Annotated in this window: 16 protein-coding genes; 10 read left to right on the plus strand and 6 right to left on the minus strand. The window is 69.1% G+C overall.

Annotated elements, in window-relative coordinates:
* Window positions 1-154: 154 nt before the first annotated feature.
* Both BLU22_RS09970 and BLU22_RS09975 read right to left on the minus strand, forming a co-directional pair.
* Window positions 155-877: a response regulator transcription factor gene (locus BLU22_RS09970; RefSeq protein ID WP_090214062.1), complete on the minus strand. Its 723-nt coding sequence runs from the start codon at window positions 875-877 to the stop codon at window positions 155-157.
* Entirely contained in the window at window positions 850-2,751 is a 1,902-nt protein-coding gene (locus tag BLU22_RS09975) for a sensor histidine kinase (protein WP_090214064.1), read from the minus strand. Before BLU22_RS09975 ends, BLU22_RS09970 begins: the two co-directional genes overlap by 28 nt.
* A gap of 412 nt (window positions 2,752-3,163) precedes the next feature.
* Here BLU22_RS09975 and smc point away from each other — a divergent pair, with 412 nt between their 5' ends.
* The 10 genes from smc to BLU22_RS10025 all read left to right on the plus strand — a co-directional run bounded on the left by smc (window position 3,164) and on the right by BLU22_RS10025 (window position 17,027).
* On the plus strand, window positions 3,164-6,652 hold the full coding sequence (gene smc / locus BLU22_RS09980) for a chromosome segregation protein SMC (RefSeq protein ID WP_090214065.1): 3,489 nt from the start codon (window positions 3,164-3,166) through the stop codon (window positions 6,650-6,652).
* A 150-nt stretch (window positions 6,653-6,802) separates the two neighbouring features.
* Window positions 6,803-7,630, plus strand: a complete 828-nt coding sequence (gene zipA / locus BLU22_RS09985; protein WP_090214067.1) for a cell division protein ZipA — start codon at window positions 6,803-6,805, stop codon at window positions 7,628-7,630.
* Window positions 7,631-7,721: 91 nt separating this feature from the next.
* Window positions 7,722-10,097 carry an NAD-dependent DNA ligase LigA gene (gene ligA / locus BLU22_RS09990; RefSeq protein WP_090214069.1) on the plus strand — a complete coding sequence of 792 codons (2,376 nt, stop codon included), beginning with the start codon at window positions 7,722-7,724 and terminating at the stop codon, window positions 10,095-10,097.
* A 310-nt stretch (window positions 10,098-10,407) separates the two neighbouring features.
* A protein-coding gene (prfB, locus tag BLU22_RS09995) for a peptide chain release factor 2 (RefSeq protein ID WP_157718989.1) occupies window positions 10,408-11,503 on the plus strand; the annotation gives its coding sequence in 2 pieces (ribosomal slippage) (window positions 10,408-10,479 and window positions 10,481-11,503; 1,095 coding nt in all).
* Window positions 11,504-11,597: 94 nt separating this feature from the next.
* Window positions 11,598-13,103, plus strand: a complete 1,506-nt coding sequence (gene lysS, locus BLU22_RS10000) for a lysine--tRNA ligase (protein ID WP_090214072.1) — start codon at window positions 11,598-11,600, stop codon at window positions 13,101-13,103.
* A 99-nt stretch (window positions 13,104-13,202) separates the two neighbouring features.
* Window positions 13,203-13,769 carry a hypothetical protein gene (locus tag BLU22_RS10005; RefSeq protein ID WP_090214074.1) on the plus strand — a complete coding sequence of 189 codons (567 nt, stop codon included), beginning with the start codon at window positions 13,203-13,205 and terminating at the stop codon, window positions 13,767-13,769.
* On the plus strand, window positions 13,766-15,058 hold the full coding sequence (locus BLU22_RS10010; protein WP_090214075.1) for a flavohemoglobin expression-modulating QEGLA motif protein: 1,293 nt from the start codon (window positions 13,766-13,768) through the stop codon (window positions 15,056-15,058). Before BLU22_RS10005 ends, BLU22_RS10010 begins: the two co-directional genes overlap by 4 nt.
* 68 nt (window positions 15,059-15,126) lie before the next feature.
* A complete protein-coding gene (locus BLU22_RS10015) occupies window positions 15,127-15,447 on the plus strand; it encodes a hypothetical protein (protein WP_090214077.1) in 321 nt (106 codons plus the stop codon).
* Between the two features lie 51 nt (window positions 15,448-15,498).
* Window positions 15,499-15,876 carry a DUF488 domain-containing protein gene (locus tag BLU22_RS10020; RefSeq protein ID WP_090214079.1) on the plus strand — a complete coding sequence of 126 codons (378 nt, stop codon included), beginning with the start codon at window positions 15,499-15,501 and terminating at the stop codon, window positions 15,874-15,876.
* Window positions 15,873-17,027 (plus strand): PQQ-dependent sugar dehydrogenase, encoded by a 1,155-nt coding sequence (locus tag BLU22_RS10025; protein WP_090214080.1) that lies wholly within the window; start codon window positions 15,873-15,875, stop codon window positions 17,025-17,027. The genes BLU22_RS10020 and BLU22_RS10025 overlap by 4 nt, the downstream gene beginning before the upstream one ends.
* Before the next feature lie 58 nt (window positions 17,028-17,085).
* Here BLU22_RS10025 and BLU22_RS10030 read toward each other — a convergent pair whose 3' ends face one another.
* From BLU22_RS10030 to BLU22_RS10045, 4 genes are all read right to left on the minus strand, one after another.
* On the minus strand, window positions 17,086-17,799 hold the full coding sequence (locus BLU22_RS10030) for an rRNA pseudouridine synthase (protein WP_090214082.1): 714 nt from the start codon (window positions 17,797-17,799) through the stop codon (window positions 17,086-17,088).
* A gap of 4 nt (window positions 17,800-17,803) precedes the next feature.
* Entirely contained in the window at window positions 17,804-17,989 is a 186-nt protein-coding gene (locus BLU22_RS10035; protein WP_090214083.1) for a hypothetical protein, read from the minus strand.
* Between the two features lie 118 nt (window positions 17,990-18,107).
* Window positions 18,108-19,115: an MsnO8 family LLM class oxidoreductase gene (locus tag BLU22_RS10040; protein ID WP_090214085.1), complete on the minus strand. Its 1,008-nt coding sequence runs from the start codon at window positions 19,113-19,115 to the stop codon at window positions 18,108-18,110.
* Window positions 19,116-19,224: 109 nt separating this feature from the next.
* Window positions 19,225-19,434 carry a cold-shock protein gene (locus BLU22_RS10045; RefSeq protein WP_090214087.1) on the minus strand — a complete coding sequence of 70 codons (210 nt, stop codon included), beginning with the start codon at window positions 19,432-19,434 and terminating at the stop codon, window positions 19,225-19,227.
* Between the last annotated feature and the right edge of the window lie 17 nt (window positions 19,435-19,451).

The raw sequence follows: 19,451 nt of genomic DNA on the forward strand, positions 1-19,451 counted from the left end.
CTCGACGAGGTGGTTTGGTACATCCGAAAGGTGTCGGCAGCACTCAACGACAGTGCGGCGTCTTTAGCCGCGCTTGAACCCTGCCTTGCGACTCTTTTAACAATTTTCTGGCGCGCGAAACTTACAGAAGCTTGCCGTGCCCCTGCGGCCAGGTTCAGCGCACCTGCAGGGCCAGGTTCAGGCGGTAGCCCTTGCCGCGCTCTGCGCGAATCGGGTTGCTCTGCGAGCCGTGCGCCCGCAGCCTGCCGCGCAGCCGCGAGATCAGCACTTCGAGCTGGGCCTTGCCATAGATGTCGAGCGGCTTGCCCAGGCGTTCGAGCAGTTGCCAGCTTTCCAGGAAGTGCTCCGGCGCCAGCGCCAGGGCATACAGCGCCTCGGCCTCCAGAGGGCGCAGGCTGAGCATGCCGTCGGGGGTGTGCAGCAGGGCGCCGGCGCGTTCGAGCACGAAGTCCGTGGTGCATGCCGGGGCCGGCGGCGTCAGGCGGCGCGCCAGGGCGTCGATGGCGGCGCAGAGTTCGGCCGGTGCGGTGGGCTTGTTGAGGTAGAGGTCGGCGCCCTGCCGATAGCCGGCGAGCCGGGCGTCGAGGCTGTGGCGGGCGCTGAGGATCACGATGCCGATGCCGGGCTGGATATGGCGCAGGCGCGCGGTCAGGCTCAGGCCGTCCTCGCCCGGCAGGTTGAGATCGACCAGGGCAATGTCGAAATGGCTGCCGCTGGGCAGCTCGTAGACGGCCTCGGCGCTGTCGACCCCTTGCGCCCGGTAGCCATGGCTGCACAGGGCCTCCACGGTGACTTCGCGCAGGGCCAGATGATCCTCGACCACCAGGACGCGCAGCGGCGTGGCGGGGTTCACGATGGGGGTGTGACGGGCAACCATAGCTCGAAACAGGCCTCCGACGGGGTGGGCAGATAGCGCACGCGACCGCCCAGCAGGGCGCTCAGCTCGCGGACGATGTACAGCCCCAGCCCGGAGCCGGCGTAGGCGTGGGCTCCGGGGGCGCGGTAATACTTGTCGAACAGCCGCTCGGGATCGGGCGCGCCGGCGGCGCCGAGGCGGTTGCGGCAGCGCAGCAGCAGGCCGGCCTGGCCGTCCTCCCGCCGCGGCGCGAGGCTCAGGTGCAGGCGGGTGTCGGCGGGGGCGTACTTGAGGCCGTTGTCGATCAGGTTGTTGAGCAGGGTGCGCAGCAGCAGCGGCTCGCTGAGCAGGCCGGGGGTCGGCTGCAGGTCCAGTTCGATGCGCTCGGGCTGCGGCTGGCGCTCGCGCAGTTCGCCGAGCAGGGTGTCGAGCCGGCAGGGTTCGGGGCTGCGCAGCAACTGGCGGTCCTCGATGCGGCTGGTCAGGGCGCAACGCTCGATCAGCGCGTTGATCTCGTCGATGGCCTGCTCGGCGTGGCGCTGCATGGCCGGCGAAGGGCTGGGCGTGCCCAGGTGCATGCGCAGCACCGCCAGCGGCGTCTTCAGTTCGTGGGTGAGCATGGCGAGGAAGCGGCGCTGCTGTTCGCGCTCCGCGCGCTCGTGGTCGGCCCGCGCCTGGGCGCGCTCGGCGGCGATGCAGGCGCCGACCTGGTCCTGCTCGATCTGGCGGATGCGCTGGCTGAGCAGCCACTGCATGGCCAGGAGGGTGCCGGCGCGGCCCAACTGGTAGCCGTGAATCAGCCAGAGCTGTCCGGGCAGCACGCCGAGCATGGTCAGCATGGCCGACAGGGTGCCGAGGATGGCCAGCAGATGGGCGGCGAGCAGCGGGTAGGCGCTGGGCCGCTGCTCGCGCCAGAGTTGCAGGCTGCGCCGCAGGCCGATGCCGAGCAGGACGAGGGCCAGCGGCATCAGCAGGTTCATGGCTTCCGCGTAGAGATCGAGGAAGGGCGCCGGCAGGGCCAGCAGGGCGAGGAGCGTGACGCTGCGATAGAGGCGCTCCATCCAGCGCGGCGCCTGATCCAGGTCGAGCGCCAGGCGGTAGAAGTGGGTGCCCGAGGCGAACACCAGCAACATGCCGATCGAGGTCCAGTGATGGCTCCAGAGCGGATCGGGGAGGAACGCGAACTCGCCGGGCAGGCCGTTGCTGCCGAGCAGCATGAACAGGGTGGCGCTCAGGTGCAGCAGGTAGGCGCGATAGAGCGGCTGGGTCTTCCACAGCCCGCTCCACAGATTGCCCAGCAGGCAGGCCAGCAGCAGCCCGAAGAACAGGCCCAGCCAGGCGTATTCGTGCCCGGAGGCTTCGAGGAAGCGCTCCGGCTCCCAGGCGTCGAGCGCGACCACCGAACTGCTGCTGGTCTGCAGGCGCAGGTAGAGGGTGAGCGGGCGGTCGTCGCGCAGGGTCAGGCGGTGGACGAAGGCGCGGTGGCGCAGTTCGCGGCTGGCGTATGGCTGCAGGTCGCCGCTGTGGCGGACGTTGTAGCCGCCGCTGTCGGCGTTCGGCCAGTACAGCTGCAGGCTGTCCAGATAGGGCGGATTGATCTCCAGCAGCACGGGCCGCAGGCCTTCGGGGTTCGGCGCCGGCGGGATCAGGGTGAAGCGTAGCCAGTGTACCTGGCGGGTGTAGCCGGCCGAGAAGCCATGGGGAGCCGGGCGGAAGTCGCCGGCGCGGGCCGGGTCGGCGACGCTGTCGATGGTTTCGCGACCGTCCGGATCGGCCAGTACCGCGAGATCGACGATGGCCGGCGCGGCGGCGGCCGGGAGCACGCCGGCCAGCCACAGGCAGAGCATCAGGCCGCAGAGCGCCAGGGGGCGCCAGGCGGGCGGGCGCCGGCTCATGTGCCGCCGGTCCGGCGCCCGCGCAGCCGGCGCCTGGACGGGTGGCTGTCGGGCAGGACGCGGGCGGAAGGTGTGCGGTGGGGAGCGGAATGTGGCATGAGAAAGGGTGCGGGAGTGCCCATGTCAAGATTCCGTAGTCTGTGCGTTATTCGCTTTTGTTTTTATGTCTGGCGTCAAAGTAGCGTTTTTACATTACAAGCGCAGGTGCACGATGTCACGCCGATATCGCCGCGGCGGCCGCTCCCGATCCGCGCCGCGGCGCACAGGTCGGCCGCCGAGGGCTGTGCTAGACTGCCGCGCCCGCAAAACCCCTGACCGACGACCTCCGACGACCTCCGATGATCCCGCAGTCCGCCCCCGGCGCCTTCCTGCTGCCCCTCGTCCTCTGCCGCCTGTCGCGGAGCCTGTCGTCATGCGCCTGAAATGCATCCGCCTGGCCGGGTTCAAGTCCTTCGTCGACCCCACCACGGTCAGCTTCCCGAGCAACATGGCGGCGGTGGTCGGCCCCAACGGTTGCGGCAAATCCAACATCATCGACGCCGTGCGCTGGGTGATGGGCGAGAGTTCGGCGAAGAACCTTCGCGGCGAGTCGATGACCGACGTGATCTTCAACGGCTCCAACACCCGCAAGCCGGTCGGCCAGGCCTCCATCGAGCTGGTGTTCGACAATAGCGATGCCAGCCTGCTCGGCGAGTACGCCGCCTACGGCGAAATCTCCATCCGCCGCCGGGTGACCCGCGACGGGCAGAACACCTATTTCCTCAACGGCACCAAGTGCCGTCGGCGCGACATCACCGACATCTTCCTCGGCACCGGCCTGGGGCCGCGTAGCTACTCGATCATCGAGCAGGGGATGATCTCCAAGCTGATCGAGGCCAAGCCCGAGGACCTGCGGAACTTCATCGAGGAAGCCGCGGGCATCTCCAAGTACAAGGAGCGCCGCCGCGAGACCGAGAACCGCATCCGCCGCACCCAGGAAAACCTCGAACGCCTGGCCGATCTGCGCCAGGAGCTGGAGCGCCAGCTCGAACGCCTGCAGCGCCAGGCCCAGGCCGCGGAGAAGTACCGCCAGTACAAGGCTGAGGAACGCCAGCTCAAGGCCGAGCTGGCGGCCCTGCGCTGGCTGGCGCTGGACGAACAGGCGCGCGCGCGGCAGGGTGTGATCGGCGATCAGGAAGTGGCCCTGGAGGCGCTGGTCGCCGAGCAGCGCAACGCCGACGCCAGCATCGAGCGCCTGCGCGACGGCCATCACGAGCTGGCGGAAACCTTCAACCAGGTGCAGGCGCGCTTCTATTCGGTGGGCGGCGACATCGCCCGCATCGAGCAGAGCATCCAGCATGGCCAGCAGCGCCTACGCCAGCTGCAGGACGACCTGCGCGAGGCCGAACAGGCCCGCGAGGAAACCGCCCGGCACCTGCTAGGCGACCGCGACCTGCTGGCCAGCCTGGCCGAGGAGCTGGCCCAGCTCGACCCCGAGCAGGCGCTGGCCCAGGCTGCCGCCGAAGAGGGCGCTAGCGCGCTGGAAGAGGCGGAAACCGCCATGCACGCCTGGCAGGAGCAGTGGGACGCCTTCAACCAGCACAGCGCCGCGCCGCGCCGCCAGGCCGAGGTGCAGCAGGCACGCATCCAGCAGCTGGAGCAGAGCCTGGAGCGGCTGGTCGAGCGTCAGCGCCGGCTGGACGAGGAGCGCGGCCAGCTCGGCGCCGATCCGGCGGCGGCAGAAATGGAGCAGCTCGCCGAGCAGCTGGCCGAGGGCGAGCTGGCACTGGAAGAGCGTCAGGCCGCCGAGGGCCTGCGGGCCGAGCGCCTGCAGCAGCTGCGCGAGGCGCTGCAGCAGGCCGGTGGCGAGCAGCAGCAGGCTCAGGGCGAACTGCAGCGTCTGGCCGGACGTCTGGCCTCGCTGGAGGCGCTGCAGCAGGCGGCGCTCGATCCGGGCAGCGGCGCCGGCGAGTGGCTGCAGGCCCAGGGCCTGCAGGGTCGTCCGCGGCTGGCCGAGGGCCTGCGCGTCGAGCCGGGCTGGGAGCTGGCGGTGGAGACCGTGCTGGGCGCCGACCTGCAGGCGGTGCTGCTCGACGACTTCGCCGGCCTCGACTTGGCTGCCTTCGCGCAGGGCGAACTGCGCCTGGCCTGCCTGTCCGGGCGCGGCGACAGGGCGAGCGGCAGTCTGCTCGACAAGGTGCAGGCCGGCTGCGATCTGTCCCCCTGGCTGGCGCGGGTCTACCCGGCCGAGTCGCTGGAGGCCGCGCTGGCCGCCCGCGCGCGGCTGGGCGACGGCGAGAGCCTGATCAGCCGCGACGGTTACTGGGTCGGCCGGCATTTCCTGCGCGTGCGGCGCGGCGGCGAGGCGGACAGCGGCCTGCTGGCGCGCGCCCAGGAACTGGAGCGCCTCGGCGTCGAGCGCGAGGCGCGCGAAACCGCGCTGGCAGCGCTGGAGGAGCGACTGCAGGCGCTGCGCGACGAGCAGCAGGCCGAGGAACAGGCGCGCGAACTGCTGCGCCGGCAGATCCACGACGACGGCCGGGCACTGGGCGAGCTGCGCGCCCGGCTTTCGGCCCTGCAGGCCCGCCACGAACAACTGGCCCTGCGCCGCCGCCGGCTCGACGAGGAGCTGGCCGAACTGGCCGAGCAGCGCGCCCTGGAAGTCGAGCAGCTCGGCGAGGCGCGCCTGTACCTGCAGGACGCGCTGGACGCCATGGCCAGCGACAACGAGCGCCGCGAGGCGCTGCTGGCCGGGCGCGACGGCCTGCGCGAGCGCCTCGAACGGGTGCGCCAGGACAGTCGCCAGCACAAGGACCAGGCCCACCAGCTGGCGCTGCGCGTCGGCGCGCTGCGCGCCCAGCACGACTCCACCCGCCAGGCGCTGGAGCGCCTCGAACTGCAGGGCGCGCGGCTGGCCGAGCGCTGCGAACAGCTCAGCCTCAACCTGGAGGAGGGCGACGAGCCGCTGCAGGAACTGCGCCTGCGCCTGGAGGAGCTGCTGGAGCGGCGTCTGGCGGTCGATGAGGAAATGCGCCTGGCGCGCCTCGCCCTCGACGATGCCGACCGCGAGCTGCGCGACGCCGAGAAGCGCCGCGGCAGCGCCGAGCAGCAGGCGCAGCTGCTGCGTGGCCAGCTCGAACAGCAGCGCCTCGACTGGCAGACCCTCAGCGTGCGGCGCAAGACCCTCGAAGACCAGCTCGCCGAGGAGCAGCACGACCTGTCGGCGCTGCTCGCCAGCCTGGACCCGGCGGCCGGCGAGCGCGAGTGGGAAGCGCAGCTCGAACAGCTCGCCGTGCGCATCCAGCGTCTGGGGCCGATCAACCTGGCGGCCATCGACGAATACCAGCAGCAGTCCGAGCGCAAGCGCTACCTGGATGCGCAGAACGACGATCTGGTCGAGGCGCTGGAAACCCTGGAAAACGTCATCCGCAAGATCGACAAGGAAACCCGCGCGCGCTTCAAGGACACCTTCGAGCAGATCAACGGCGGCCTGCAGGCGCTGTTCCCCAAGGTGTTCGGCGGCGGCCAGGCCTATCTGGAGCTGACCGGCGAGGACCTGCTCGATACCGGGGTGGCGATCATGGCCCGCCCGCCGGGCAAGAAGAACAGCACCATCCACTTGCTCTCCGGCGGCGAGAAGGCGCTGACCGCGCTGGCTCTGGTGTTCGCGATCTTCCAGCTCAACCCGGCGCCGTTCTGCATGCTCGACGAGGTGGATGCGCCGCTGGACGACGCCAACGTCGGCCGCTATGCGCGGCTCGTCAAGGAAATGTCGCAGAAGGTGCAGTTCATCTATATCACCCACAACAAGATCGCCATGGAAATGGCCGATCAGTTGATGGGGGTAACCATGCACGAACCCGGGTGTTCGCGTCTGGTTGCCGTCAATGTCGAGGAAGCTGTGGCACTGGCGGAAGCTTGACGTCGCGGGCCGTGTATAGTTTGTGACGGCATGTTAATTTATGCGCCATTGCCAGCCTCATCGGTATATAAAAACCGGCACTTGCCGAGCAAAGTGGCTGAACCAGTAATTGCTGTGCCCGGATTCTGAAATTAGGGGAAAGTGTCTTCCATGGACATCGGTTTGCGCGAATGGCTGATCGTCGCCGGCATCATCGTGATCGGCGGCATCCTGTTTGACGGTTGGCGCCGCATGCGCGGCAGCAAGAACCGTTTGAAGTTGCGGCTCGACCGCTCGGCGGCCAACCTGCCCGACGACGACGGCGATCCGGAACTGCTCGGCCCGGCCCGGGTGGTCGACAAGCACCGCGAACCCTCGCTGGACGAGGGCGATCTGCCGGAGCTCACCGCCGAGCCTGCCGTACGCGGCAAGCGCCGCGAAGCCGAGGCGCCGGCCGTCGAGAGCGCGCCGGCCGAGCCGCCGCGCAAGTCTAGGTCGCGTGAGGCCGAGGCCGCTGCGCCGGTCGAAAAAGCCGACAAGCCCGAACCGCGCAAGCCGGTCGCGCTGCCGGACGTGGTGCTGGTGATCAACGTGGTGGCCCGCGATCCGGCCGGCTTCAAGGGCCCGGCGCTGCTGCAGAGCCTGCTGGAAAGCGGCCTGCGCTTCGGCGACATGGACATCTTCCATCGCCACGAGAGCATGGCCGGCAACGGCGAAGTGCTGTTCTCCATGGCCAATGCCCTCAATCCCGGCACCTTCGACCTCGACGACATCGACAACTGCAGCACCCGTGCGGTGTGCTTCTTCCTCAGTCTGCCCGGTCCGCGCCATCCCAAGCAGGCCTTCGACCTGATGGTGGCGGCGGCGCGCAAGCTGGCCCACGAGCTGGGCGGCGACCTCAAGGACGAGCAGCGCAGCGTGCTGACCGCGCAGACCATCGAGCATTACCGTCAGCGCATCGTCGACTTCGAGCGGCGGGCGCTGATGAACAAGCGCTGACCCCGCGTCTCCTCGCGCCGATGTCGTTCCCCGAAAGCAGTCCTTCGCCCGTCGAAGGGCTGCTTTCTCGTTTCACGGAAAAAACCAGCCCATGACCCAGACCGCCGCCCAGCGGATCGCCGCCCTGCGCGAGCAGATCGACCAGCACAACCACCGTTACTACGTGCTCGACGCGCCCAGCGTGCCGGATGCCGAGTACGACCGCCTGTTCCACGAACTCAAGGCGCTGGAGGCCGCGCATCCCGAGCTGGTCAGCGCCGACTCGCCGACCCAGCGGGTCGGCGGTCAGGCGCTGGCCGAGTTCGGCCAGGTGCGTCACGAAGTGCCGATGCTCAGCCTCGGCAACGCCTTCGCCGAGGACGACCTGCGCGACTTCGATCGCCGGGTGCGCGAGGGGCTCGGCGAGCTGCTGCCGGCCGGCGACCTGTTCGGCGCCGGCGCCGAGGTGGTCTACGCCTGCGAGCCCAAGCTCGACGGTCTGGCGGTCAGCCTGCTGTACGTCGACGGTCTGCTGGTGCGCGGCGCCACCCGCGGCGACGGCAGCACCGGCGAGGACATCAGCAGCAACGTGCGCACCATCCGCAGTATCCCGCTGCGCCTGCTCGGCACGGGCTGGCCGCGGGTGCTGGAGGTGCGCGGCGAGGTGTACATGAGCCGCGCCGGCTTCGAGGCGCTCAACGCACGGGCCATCGAAACGGGCGGCAAGACCTTCGCCAACCCGCGCAACGCCGCCGCCGGCAGCCTGCGCCAGCTCGATCCGAAGATCACCGCCAGCCGGCCGCTGGAGTTCTGCGCCTACGGCATCGGCCAGGTGGACGGCGAGCTGCCGGCCACCCAGAGCGGCGTCCTTGCCGCGCTCCGGGGCTGGGGCGTGCCGGTCAGCGCCGAGCTGCGTCTGGCCGAGGGTGTCGAGGCGGCGCTGGCCTACTACCGCGAGATCGGTGCGCGCCGCGCCGCACTGGCCTACGAGATCGACGGCGTGGTGTTCAAGGTCGATCGCCTGGACTGGCAGCGCGAGCTGGGCTTCCGCGCCCGCGAGCCGCGCTGGGCCATCGCTCACAAGTTCCCCGCCCAGGAGGAGCTGACCGAGCTGCTGGATGTCGAGTTCCAGGTCGGCCGCACCGGCGCGGTGACCCCGGTGGCGCGCCTGAAACCGGTGCAGGTGGCCGGGGTCACGGTGTCCAACGCCACCCTGCACAACATGGACGAGGTGGCGCGCCTCGGTCTGATGATCGGTGACACTGTGATCGTCCGCCGCGCCGGCGACGTGATCCCCCAGGTGGTGCAGGTGGTGGTCGAGCGCCGCCCCGCCGATGCGCGGCCGGTCGAGACGCCGCGCAACTGTCCGGTGTGCGGCTCGCACGTCGAGCGCACCCAACTGGTCAAGCGCGGCAAAGGCAAGGCCTCGCTCAGCGAGGGCTCGATCTACCGCTGCGTCGGCCGTCTGAGCTGTCGGGCGCAGCTCAAGCAGGCGATCATCCACTTCGTCTCGCGCCGCGCCATGGACATCGACGGCCTGGGCGAGCGGATCGTCGAACAGCTGGTGGACGTCGGGCTGGTGCGCTCGCCGGCCGACCTGTACGCCCTGGGCTTCGACCAGGTGGTGGCGCTGGAAGGTTTCGCCGAGCTGTCGACCCGCAACCTGCTGGCGGCCATCGCCGCCAGCCGCCAGCCGAGCCTGGCGCGCTTCATCTATGCCCTGGGCATTCCCGACGTCGGCGAGGAGACCGCCAAGCTGCTGGCCCGCGCCCTGGGTGCGCTGGCGCGCATCGAGGCGGCGCTGCCCGAGGTGCTGACCTGGCTGCCGGATGTCGGTCTGGAAGTGGCCCACGAGATCCGCAGCTTCTTCGACGACGATCACAACCGCACGGTGATCGCCCAACTGCTTGAGCGTGGTGTCGCGCTGCAGGAGGAGGGCGAGCTGCACGCCGAGTTCGCCGCCTGCGCGAGCCTCGCCGAGCTGATCGCCAAGCTGGAGATCCCCGGCATCGCCGCCACCGGTGCGAAGCACCTCGCCGCCGCGGCGGGCGACAGCCTGGAGGGCGTGGTCGCCCTCAGTCAGGACTGGTTGAGCCTCAAGGCCACCAAGGGCCTGACCGAGAAGGCCCGCGCGGGCCTGCGCGAATTCTTCGCCGCGCCGGGCAATGTGGCGCGGGCGCGCGCCATCGAGGCGCAGCTGCGCGCCTTCGGCATGCACTGGCAGAGCGAGAAGAAGCGGGTCGCCGACCTGCCGCTGGCCGGCCAGACCTGGGTGCTCACCGGCACCCTGGAGGCGATGAGCCGCGACGAGGGCAAGGCGCGCCTGGAGGCGCTCGGCGCCAAGGTGGCCGGCTCGGTGTCGGCGAAGACCCACTGCGTGGTCGCCGGCCCCGGCGCCGGCTCCAAGCTGGCCAGGGCCGGCGAGCTGGGCGTCGCGGTGCTGGACGAGGCGGCGTTCCTCGCCCGCCTGGCGCAGCTCGGCGGCTGAGTACGGGGGCCGGGCGGACGACGCGCGCAGCGCTCCTCCGCCAGAGGCGTGGGCCAGGCACCGGCGAGGTCGCCCACCCGACAGGTGGGGTGCGCGCACTGAGGCCCTGTCCGGCGATGCCGGCGCGGCGCGCGACGCCCTCGCCGCGATGGTTCGCGCCCATGGGCGCGCTCCGGTCCGGTAGACAAGGCCGCGCCCTTGTCTACCCTTCGCTCTACCCCGTGGGCCATCACCCGCAAGATGCCAGCCCGCCCGGACCCGCGTATAATCGCGCGCTTTTCCCACGTTCTTCCCGCGAGTGACGCCTGCCATGGAAATCAATCCGATCCTGAACGCCATCAAGGACCTGACCGAACGCACCCAGGCCATCAGGGGGTATCTTTGACTACGATCAGAAAGCTGATCGTCTGGTTGAAGTGAACCGCGAACTCGAAGACCCCAACGTCTGGAGCAATCCCGAGTACGCGCAGAACCTGGGGCGCGAGCGTTCGATGCTGGCGCAGATCGTCGAGACCCTGGACGAGCTGACCGGCGGTCTGGCCGATGCCGGCGACCTGCTCGACATGGCGGTCGAGGAGAACGACCAGGGCGCGGTGGACGACGTATCCGCCGAGGTCCAGCGCCTGCGCGAGAGCCTCGAAAAGCTCGAGTTCCGCCGCATGTTCAGCGGCGAGATGGACGCCAGCAACGCCTACCTGGACATCCAGGCCGGCTCCGGCGGCACCGAGGCCCAGGACTGGGCCAACATGCTGCTGCGCATGTACCTGCGCTGGGCCGGCAAGCACGGTTTCGATGCCGAGATCGTCGAACTGACCGAGGGCGAAGTGGCCGGCATCAAGAGCGCCACCGTGCACGTGCGCGGCGAGTACGCCTTCGGCTGGCTGCGCACCGAGATCGGCGTGCACCGCCTGGTGCGCAAGAGTCCGTTCGACTCCGGCAACCGTCGCCACACCTCGTTCACCGCGGTGTTCGTCTCGCCGGAAATCGACGACAACATCGACATCGAGATCAACCCGGCCGACCTGCGCATCGACACCTACCGCTCCTCCGGCGCCGGTGGTCAGCACGTCAACACCACCGACTCGGCGGTGCGGATCACCCACATTCCCACCAACACCGTGGTGAGCTGCCAGAACGAGCGCTCCCAGCACGCCAACAAGGACCGCGCCTTCAAGATGCTGCGTGCCAAGCTGTACGAGCTGGAAATGCAGAAGCGCCGCGAGGCCTCCCAGGCGCTGGAAGACACCAAGTCGGACATCGGCTGGGGTCACCAGATCCGCTCCTACGTGCTCGACCAGTCGCGGATCAAGGATCTGCGCACCGGCATCGAGGAAAGCAACTGCGACGCGGTGCTTGACGGCGATCTCGACGAATTCATCGAGGCCAGCCTGAAGCAGGGTCTGTAATGCATGGCGCTCCCGCCGCGGGCGGGAGCGCCGGGTTCACCGCGCACATCCCGGATGTGGCGCAAGCCACGCCAAATTTGGAAAAACGACGACCATGAGCGAACAACCGCTGAACGAGCACGCCCTTCACGAGGAAGAGAACAAGCTGATTGCCCAGCGCAAGGAAAAGCTTGCTGCCGTGCGCGAAAGCCAGGCGATTGCCTTCCCCAACGACTTCCGCCGCGACAGCCAGGCGGGCGAACTGCAGAAACAGTACGCCGAGGCCGGCAAGGAAGACCTGGAAGCGCAGCAGATCAAGGTCAGCGTGGCCGGGCGCATCATGCTCAATCGCGGCGCCTTCATGGTCATCCAGGACGGCAGCGGGCGCATCCAGCTGTACGTCAACCGCAAGACCCTGCCGGCCGAGACCCTCGAAGCGATCAAGCACTGGGACCTGGGCGATATCGTCGGCGTCAGCGGCGTGCTGGCCCGCTCCGGCAAGGGCGACCTGTACGTCGACATGCAGGACGCGCGCCTGCTGACCAAGGCGCTGCGTCCGCTGCCGGACAAGTTCCACGGCCTGACCGACACCGAGACCCGCTATCGCCAGCGCTACGTCGACCTGATCGTCAATGAGGAGGTGCGCGACACCTTCCGCGTGCGCTCCCAGGTGATCGCCCACATCCGCCGCTTCCTCAGCGAGCGCGGTTTCCTCGAAGTGGAGACCCCGATGCTGCAGACCATCCCCGGCGGCGCGGCGGCCAAGCCCTTCGAGACCCACCACAACGCCCTGGACATGCAGATGTTCCTGCGCATCGCCCCGGAGCTGTACCTCAAGCGCCTGGTGGTCGGCGGCTTCGAGAAGGTCTTCGAGATCAACCGCAACTTCCGCAACGAAGGCGTGTCGACCCGGCACAACCCCGAGTTCACCATGCTCGAGTTCTACCACGCCTACGCCGACTACGAAGACAACATGGACCTCACCGAGGAGCTGTTCCGCGAGCTGGCCCAGGCGGTGCTCGGCACTACCGACGTGCCCTACGGCGACAAGGTGTTCCACTTCGGCGAGCCGTTCGCGCGCCTGTCGGTGTTCGACTCGATCCTCAAGTACAACCCGCAGATCAGCGCCGCCGACCTGCAGGACGTGGACAAGTGCCGCGAGCTGGCCAAGGCCGCCGGCGCCAAGGTGCTTGGCCACGAGGGCCTGGGCAAGTTGCAGGTGATGATTTTCGAGGAGCTGGTCGAGCACAAGCTGGAGCAGCCGACCTTCATCACCCGCTATCCCTTCGAGGTGTCGCCGCTGGCGCGGCGCAACGACGAGGACCCGAGCGTCACCGACCGCTTCGAGCTGTTCATCGGCGGCCGCGAGATCGCCAACGCCTACTCCGAGCTGAACGATGCCGAGGACCAGGCCGAGCGCTTCCACGCCCAGGTGGCCGAGAAGGACGCCGGCGACGACGAGGCCATGCACTTCGACGCCGACTTCGTGCGCGCCCTGGAATACGGCATGCCGCCGACTGCCGGCGAGGGCATCGGCATCGACCGTCTGGTCATGCTGCTGACCGATTCGCCGTCGATCCGCGACGTGATCCTGTTCCCGCACATGCGCCCGCAACACTAAGCTGAGGCAAGGCCCGCGTCCTGCGCGGGCCGTTCGACGCTGCCGGGGATGGCACGGGCTCGGCAGCCGGATCGTCGCTGGAGTCAAGGAGCCTTTTCCATGCAAGCGCTGCGTCTGTTGGTCCTTCTGCCTTTGCTGCTGCTGGCCGGCTGTCTGGCCACCTTCCGCGAACCCATTCCGCTCGGCGAGTCGGCGCCGGCGCACCTGCTCGGCGCCTGGGCTGGCAACGACGAATGGGGCGAGCGGCGCTTCCTCGACATCGTGCGCCAGGCCGACGGCCGCTACCGCGCGCTGGCCTGGCGCGAGTCGGCGGACAACCGTGCCCAGGCACGCGGCTACGACTTCACCGTGGCGCGCCACGGGCGGCGCTGGTATCTCTCGGTGGCGGCGCCGGCGCGGCTGGGCGGTCATTTCGCCTTTGGCGGCTTCGAGCTGACCGATGACGACGAGCTGGTGCTCTACAGCCTGGACATCGACAGCGTCGGTCGCGCCCTGGAAGAGGGCAGCCTGCGTGGCTTGGTGGTCGGCACCGAGGAGGGCGAGGGCGTGCTGATCGAGAGCACCCTGCCCGAGGTGTATGCCTTCCTCGACGATCCGGCCAACAGCGACGTGTTCGTCGAGGTCGCCCGCTTCCAGCGCAGCGCGCCGCGGGAGCCGGCCCGATGAGTCGCAGCAAGGCCAATACCGAATACCGGCAGACCATCCGCGCGCTGTCCGACCGCCTGGTCGAGGCGCAGACGCCGATCCGCGTGCTGGATGCGATCAAGTGGGACGACAACATCCGCCAGGGCTTTCTCAAGGCCCGCGGGCAGAAGCTGCCGGCGGTGGACCGGGCCTACTACCAGAGCCGGCCGCTGTCCTTCGATGCCGACGAGAAGAAGCAGCAGTTCCAGCAGATCGAGCGCGACATCACCCGCCAGCTCGGCCAGTTCAGCCCGGTCGGGCAGATCATGCGGCGCATGTGCAAGGAATACCGCATGGTGATCCGTATGCTCGAAGCGCGCGGCACCGCGGATTTCGGGCTGATCTCCCAGGAGCTGTACGGCTCGGCCTCCGACGCCTTCCACGCCGGCGACCCGACTCTGGCCGACCTCGGCGTGATGTTCTCCACCTACCTGGACAACATCGCCGACCGCAGCGACCTCAAGGACGAGCCCAAGACCCTCACCGCCAGCGAGGCGGTGGCCCTGCTGCAGGGCCAGCTCAACGGGGTGTTCGGCGACGAGGCGGTGGTGCGGGTGTTCGAGTCCGACGGCATTCTCGCCGATGCCGCCGCCGGCGCCGACTACATCAAGATCCGCGCCGACGCGCTGTTCAATCCGCGCGACATCCGCGCCCTGGCGGTGCACGAGGGCCTGGTGCATGTCGGCACCACCCTCAACGGCCAGAACCAGCCGGTCTGCACCTTCCTGGCCAAGGGCCCGCCGTCCTCGACCATCACCCAGGAAGGCCTGGCGATCCTCATGGAGGTGATCGCCTTCGCCTCCTACCCGACCCGGCTGCGCAAGCTGACCAACCGCACCCGCGCCATCCACATGGCCGAGGAGGGCGCCGACTTCCTGCAGATCTTCGACTTCTACCGCGAGCAGGGCTACAGCGCCGAGGACGGCTACTCCAACACCATCCGCGTGTTCCGGGGCTCGACCCCGGACGGGCTGCCGTTCACCAAGGACCTGTCGTATCTCAAGGGCTTCATCCTGATCTACAACTACATCCAGCTCGCCGTGCGCAAGGGGCGGCTGGAGCAGATCCCGCTGCTGTTCTGCGGCAAGGCGACCCTGGAGGACATGCGCACCCTGCGCCAGCTGGTCGACGAGGGGCTGGTGGTGCCGCCCAAGTACCTGCCGCCGCAGTTCAGCGACCTCAACGCGCTGTCGGCGTGGATGTGCTTCTCCAACTTCCTCAACCACCTGAGCCTGGACCGGGTCGAAGCCGACTACGCCAACATCCTCTGACCGTTTTCCGCGGCGGGCCGCCATGGCCCGTTGCGTCCTTTCCCACGACTGTTCCGGGTCCATCCATCATGAGCGAACGCAACCCCATTCCCCTGATCCTCACCGCCATCGGCAGCGTCGCCGGCACCATCGCGGTGCTCGGCTACTACGGCTATCTGCACTTCGCCAAGCCCGAGGACGCCCTGCTGCTCAGCGACTACACCATGCTCAAGACCGTGCCCGGCGAGGACTACAAGGTTTCCCTCAAGCCGGCCGACCAGGTCGCCCACTGCATCGACGGCGTGCTGGTGCTGTTCGACGTCAATCAGAAGGGCCTGACCGGCGTACTGGTCGACAACAAGAAGCGCGCGGTGCGCTGCATGGGCCAGGAGACGCCGGCGGCCGAGTAGGCCGTGACCGGGCTACGCTGATCCGCAGCGGCGGGCGGGGAGGGCGGCGCAGTGATCGTCTGCAAGCGGGTCTATCGGCCGGCAGTGCCGGAAGACGGTTATCGGGTGCTGGTGGACCGGCTGTGGCCGCGCGGTTGCAGCCGCGAGACGCTGCGGCTGGATGCCTGGCTGCGCGAGCTGGCGCCGTCTGAGGCGATCCGCCGGGCCTTCGCGCACCAGCCCGAGCGCTTCGCCGCGTTCCGCACGGCCTACCGCGACGAGCTGGCGGCGGCCCCGGCGCTCTGGCAGCCGCTGCTGGAGCGGGCCTGCGGCGGCGCGCTGACCCTGCTGTACGCCGCCCACGACGAGACACACAACAATGCGCGGGTGCTGGCCGAGTTTCTCGACGAGCAACTGGCCGCCGCGCCGCCCCGGGAGGAGTGTCGATGAGGAGTCTGGCGATGAAACTGCGCCATGCCGGCGCCATGGCGCTGCTGCTCGGCCTGCTGGCGACGGCGCAGGCCGCCCCCCGGCTTGACAGTGTGCATGGGCCGCTGGTGCTGCAGGAGGTCGCCGGTGGCCTCGAACATCCCTGGGCGCTGGCCTTCCTGCCGCAAGGGCAGGGCCTGCTGGTCAGCGAGCGCGCCGGCCGGCTGCGCCGGGTGCTGGACGACGGGCGCGTGCTGGCGCCGCTGCGCGGGGTGCCCGCGGTGTTCGCCCGCGGTCAAGGCGGCCTGCTGGATATCGCCTTGTCGCCGCGTTTCCCGACCGACCGCCTGCTGTATCTGGCCTACGCCGAGCAGGGCGCGGACGGCCTGGCCGGCACCGTGGTCGGGCGCGGCCGGCTGTCGGCCGATCTGACGGCGCTGGAGGCCTTCCAGGTGATCTTCCGCCAGCAGCCGCGGCTGTCCAACGGCATCCACTTCGGCGCCCGTCTGGCCTTCGATCCGGCGGGCGACCTGTTCGTCGCGCTGGGCGAGAACAACCAGCGCGCCACCGCTCAGGATCTCGACAAGCTGCAGGGCAAGGTGGTGCGCCTGCGGGCGGACGGGGGGATTCCCGCGGACAATCCCTTCGTCGGCCGCTCCGGCGCGCGCGGCGAAATCTGGACTTACGGCCATCGCAATCCGCAGGGGCTGGCGTTCAACCCCTGGAGCGGGCAGCTGTGGAGCCACGAGCACGGCCCGCGCGGCGGCGACGAGATCAACCTCCTGCGCGCGGGGCGCAACTACGGCTGGCCGCGGGCGACCCACGGCATCAACTACAGCCTGCTGCCGATTCCCGAGGCCGAAGGGCGGACGCTGGCCGGGACCGAGGCGCCCCTGCACGTCTGGGCGAAGTCGCCGGCGATCAGCGGCATGGCCTTCTACGACGGCCAGCGCTTCCCGGCCTGGCGGCATAGCTTGTTCATCGGCGCGCTGGCCGATCGGGCGCTGCTGCGACTGACTCTGGAGGGCGACCGCGTGGTGGCCGAGGAGCGGCTGCTGGAGTCGCTGCAGCGGCGCATTCGCGACGTGCGGGTGGGGCCGGACGGCTGGCTCTATCTGCTCACCGACGAGCGCGACGGTCGGGTACTGCGCCTGGGACTGGCGCAGCCCTAGAGGGCTGCATGGCGGAGGAGGTTGCCCGGCCTGATGTACGGGCAACTGCGCGCGTGGCTCAGAAACGCTCGTGAGCGCCCAGGTAGCGCCACTGGCCGGCCGGCAGCTTGGCCATGGCCAGACGACCGATGCGGATACGGCGGATGCCCTGCACCTGCAGGCCGACGGCCTGGCACATGTGCTGCAACTGGCCCGGTTGTGGCGCCTTGAGGGCAAAACGCAGGCGGGTTTCGCTTTGCCAGCTGACCTTGCAGGGCGTCAACGGGCGGCCCCGGTAGCTCAGGCCGAATTGCAGGCGCTTGAGCTGCTCCTCGCTCAGGCTGCCGTCGACCTCGACGATGTATTCCTGCTCGATCTTGCTGAAATCGTCGGTCAGCTTGCGGATCACGCCCCAGTTCTGGGTCATCACCAGAAGGCCGGAAGCGCTGTTTTCCAGCGCCAGCGGCGTGCTCAGGCGCTGCAGGTGGCGTTTGAGCAGGCGCTGGCCGGAGGCGTCGTCGGTGCTGCGGGTGGCGGCACCGAGCAGGGCCTGGGCCTGCTCGACGGAGACGCCGGCCGGCTTGTGCAGGATCAGGGTGAGCGGCGGTTGGGATTCGGCGCGGGCGCCGGGCAGCAGGACGACGTCCTGCCCCGGCTGCACCTTGAACTGCGGCTCCTCGACCGTCTGGCCGTCCACGCTGACCCAGCCGCCCTCGATGTACAGCTCGGCCTCGCGGCGCGAGCAGGGCAGCAGTTCGGCGAGGCGCTTGGACAGACGGACCGGATCGCTCATGGGATCACTTCTTGCCAATGGTGATCTGGCGCGAGCTGCCGTAGACCTGGCCGCTCACTCCGCGGGGGATCTGCTGGACTTCGCCGCCGGCCTTGAGGAAGGCGGCCATCTGCTCTTCGAGCGTGCGGCGGGCCTCGGCGGAGGGCACGGGGGCAATCTTCTGCTTGGACGCACCGGGTTTGCTTTGCATGATGGTTCTCCTGTCTGCAGATGAAAAGACCGACCATTGTACACGATCTGGAGGGTATTTTTTAGCGAACTGGCAGGATCTGGAAAGTATTCCCCGCAAACCTGCCGAGGTGCGCAGTTCAGAGCCCCGCCGCCAGCAGCCGGTAGCTGTTCAGGCGGTCGGCGAAGCTGTGGGTCACGGTGACCAGGCCCAGCTCGTCGAGCTGGTAGTCGCGGGCGTGGGCATGGAACTGCTCCCAGCACTGCTCGGGAGTGCCGACCACCATGGCGTCGCGGGTGGCGTCCAGCTCGGCCAGGTCGCTGGCGCTCAGGCTACGGCGCCGCTGGTCGATCTCCTCGGGGCTGAGCAGTGGTTCGCGGGCGCCGCGGCCGGTCATCATCTTGCGCCAGGCGGCGGTGCTGGCGACGCGCTGCGCCTCCTCCTCGGTTTCCGCGCAGATCACCGCCAGGGCCAGCATGCGCGACGGCCGGTGGTCGTGGCCCGCTTCGCGGAAGTGGCGTTCGTAGTTGGCGAAGATCGTCGGCGAGCAGGCCTGCGGGGCGATGAACTTGGCCACCGACAGGCCCATGCCCAGGTAGCCGGCCAGCGACGAGCTGCCGCCCCCGGAGCCGAGCATCCACAGCTGCGGTGCCGGGTCGTTGTCCGGCAGGCAGTGCAGGCGGCCGTAGGGGTGGCGGGCGGGGAATTCGTTGCGCAGGAAGGCGCACAGCTCGGCGGCCTGTTGCGGGAAGGTGTCTTCCTCCAGTTGCTCGTAGGGGGCGGCGAGGGCGGCCGAGGCCAGCGGCGTACCGCCCGGGGCGCGGCCGATGCCGAGGTCGATGCGTTCGGGGAACAGGCTGGCGAGCATGCGGAACACCTCGGCCACCTTGTACGGGCTGTAATGGGTCAGCATCACGCCGCCGCTGCCGATGCGCATGTGCTGCGTGGCGCTGGCGATCCGCGCGATCATGATTTCCGGACAGGGGTTGGCAAACTGGATGCTGTTGTGGTGTTCGGCCAGCCAGTAACGGTGATAGCCCAGCTCGTCGCAGGCGCGGGCCAGCTCTACCGAGCTGTCGGGGGCTTGGCGGGACGGGCGGTCGCCGTGGACGGGGGTCTGGTCGACGATGGTCAGCTTCAACGACATCGGCTGTATCTCGTGGCGGGGGAGCAGGAGCGGGCGGCCCGGTGTGGGGCGCCAGAAAGCAAGAACCCCGCACGAGGGCGGGGTTCCTTGTACAGCGCGAGGCGGGTGATCAGATCACCTGCACCTCGTCGGCCTGCAGGCCTTTCTGACCTTGCACGACCAGGAAGGAGACCGCTTGGCCTTCCTTCAGGCTCTTGAAGCCGTCAGATTTGATAGCGCGGAAGTGAACGAAGACGTCCGGGCCGCTCTGCGGGGTGATGAAGCCGAAGCCTTTTTCATCATTGAACCACTTGACGGTGCCGGTCTGACGATTAGACATGAATGTCTCCTTGAAAC

It is taken from the genome of Pseudomonas guangdongensis (assembly GCF_900105885.1).
In the GTDB taxonomy this organism is placed as follows: Bacteria; Pseudomonadota; Gammaproteobacteria; order Pseudomonadales; family Pseudomonadaceae; genus Geopseudomonas; species Geopseudomonas guangdongensis.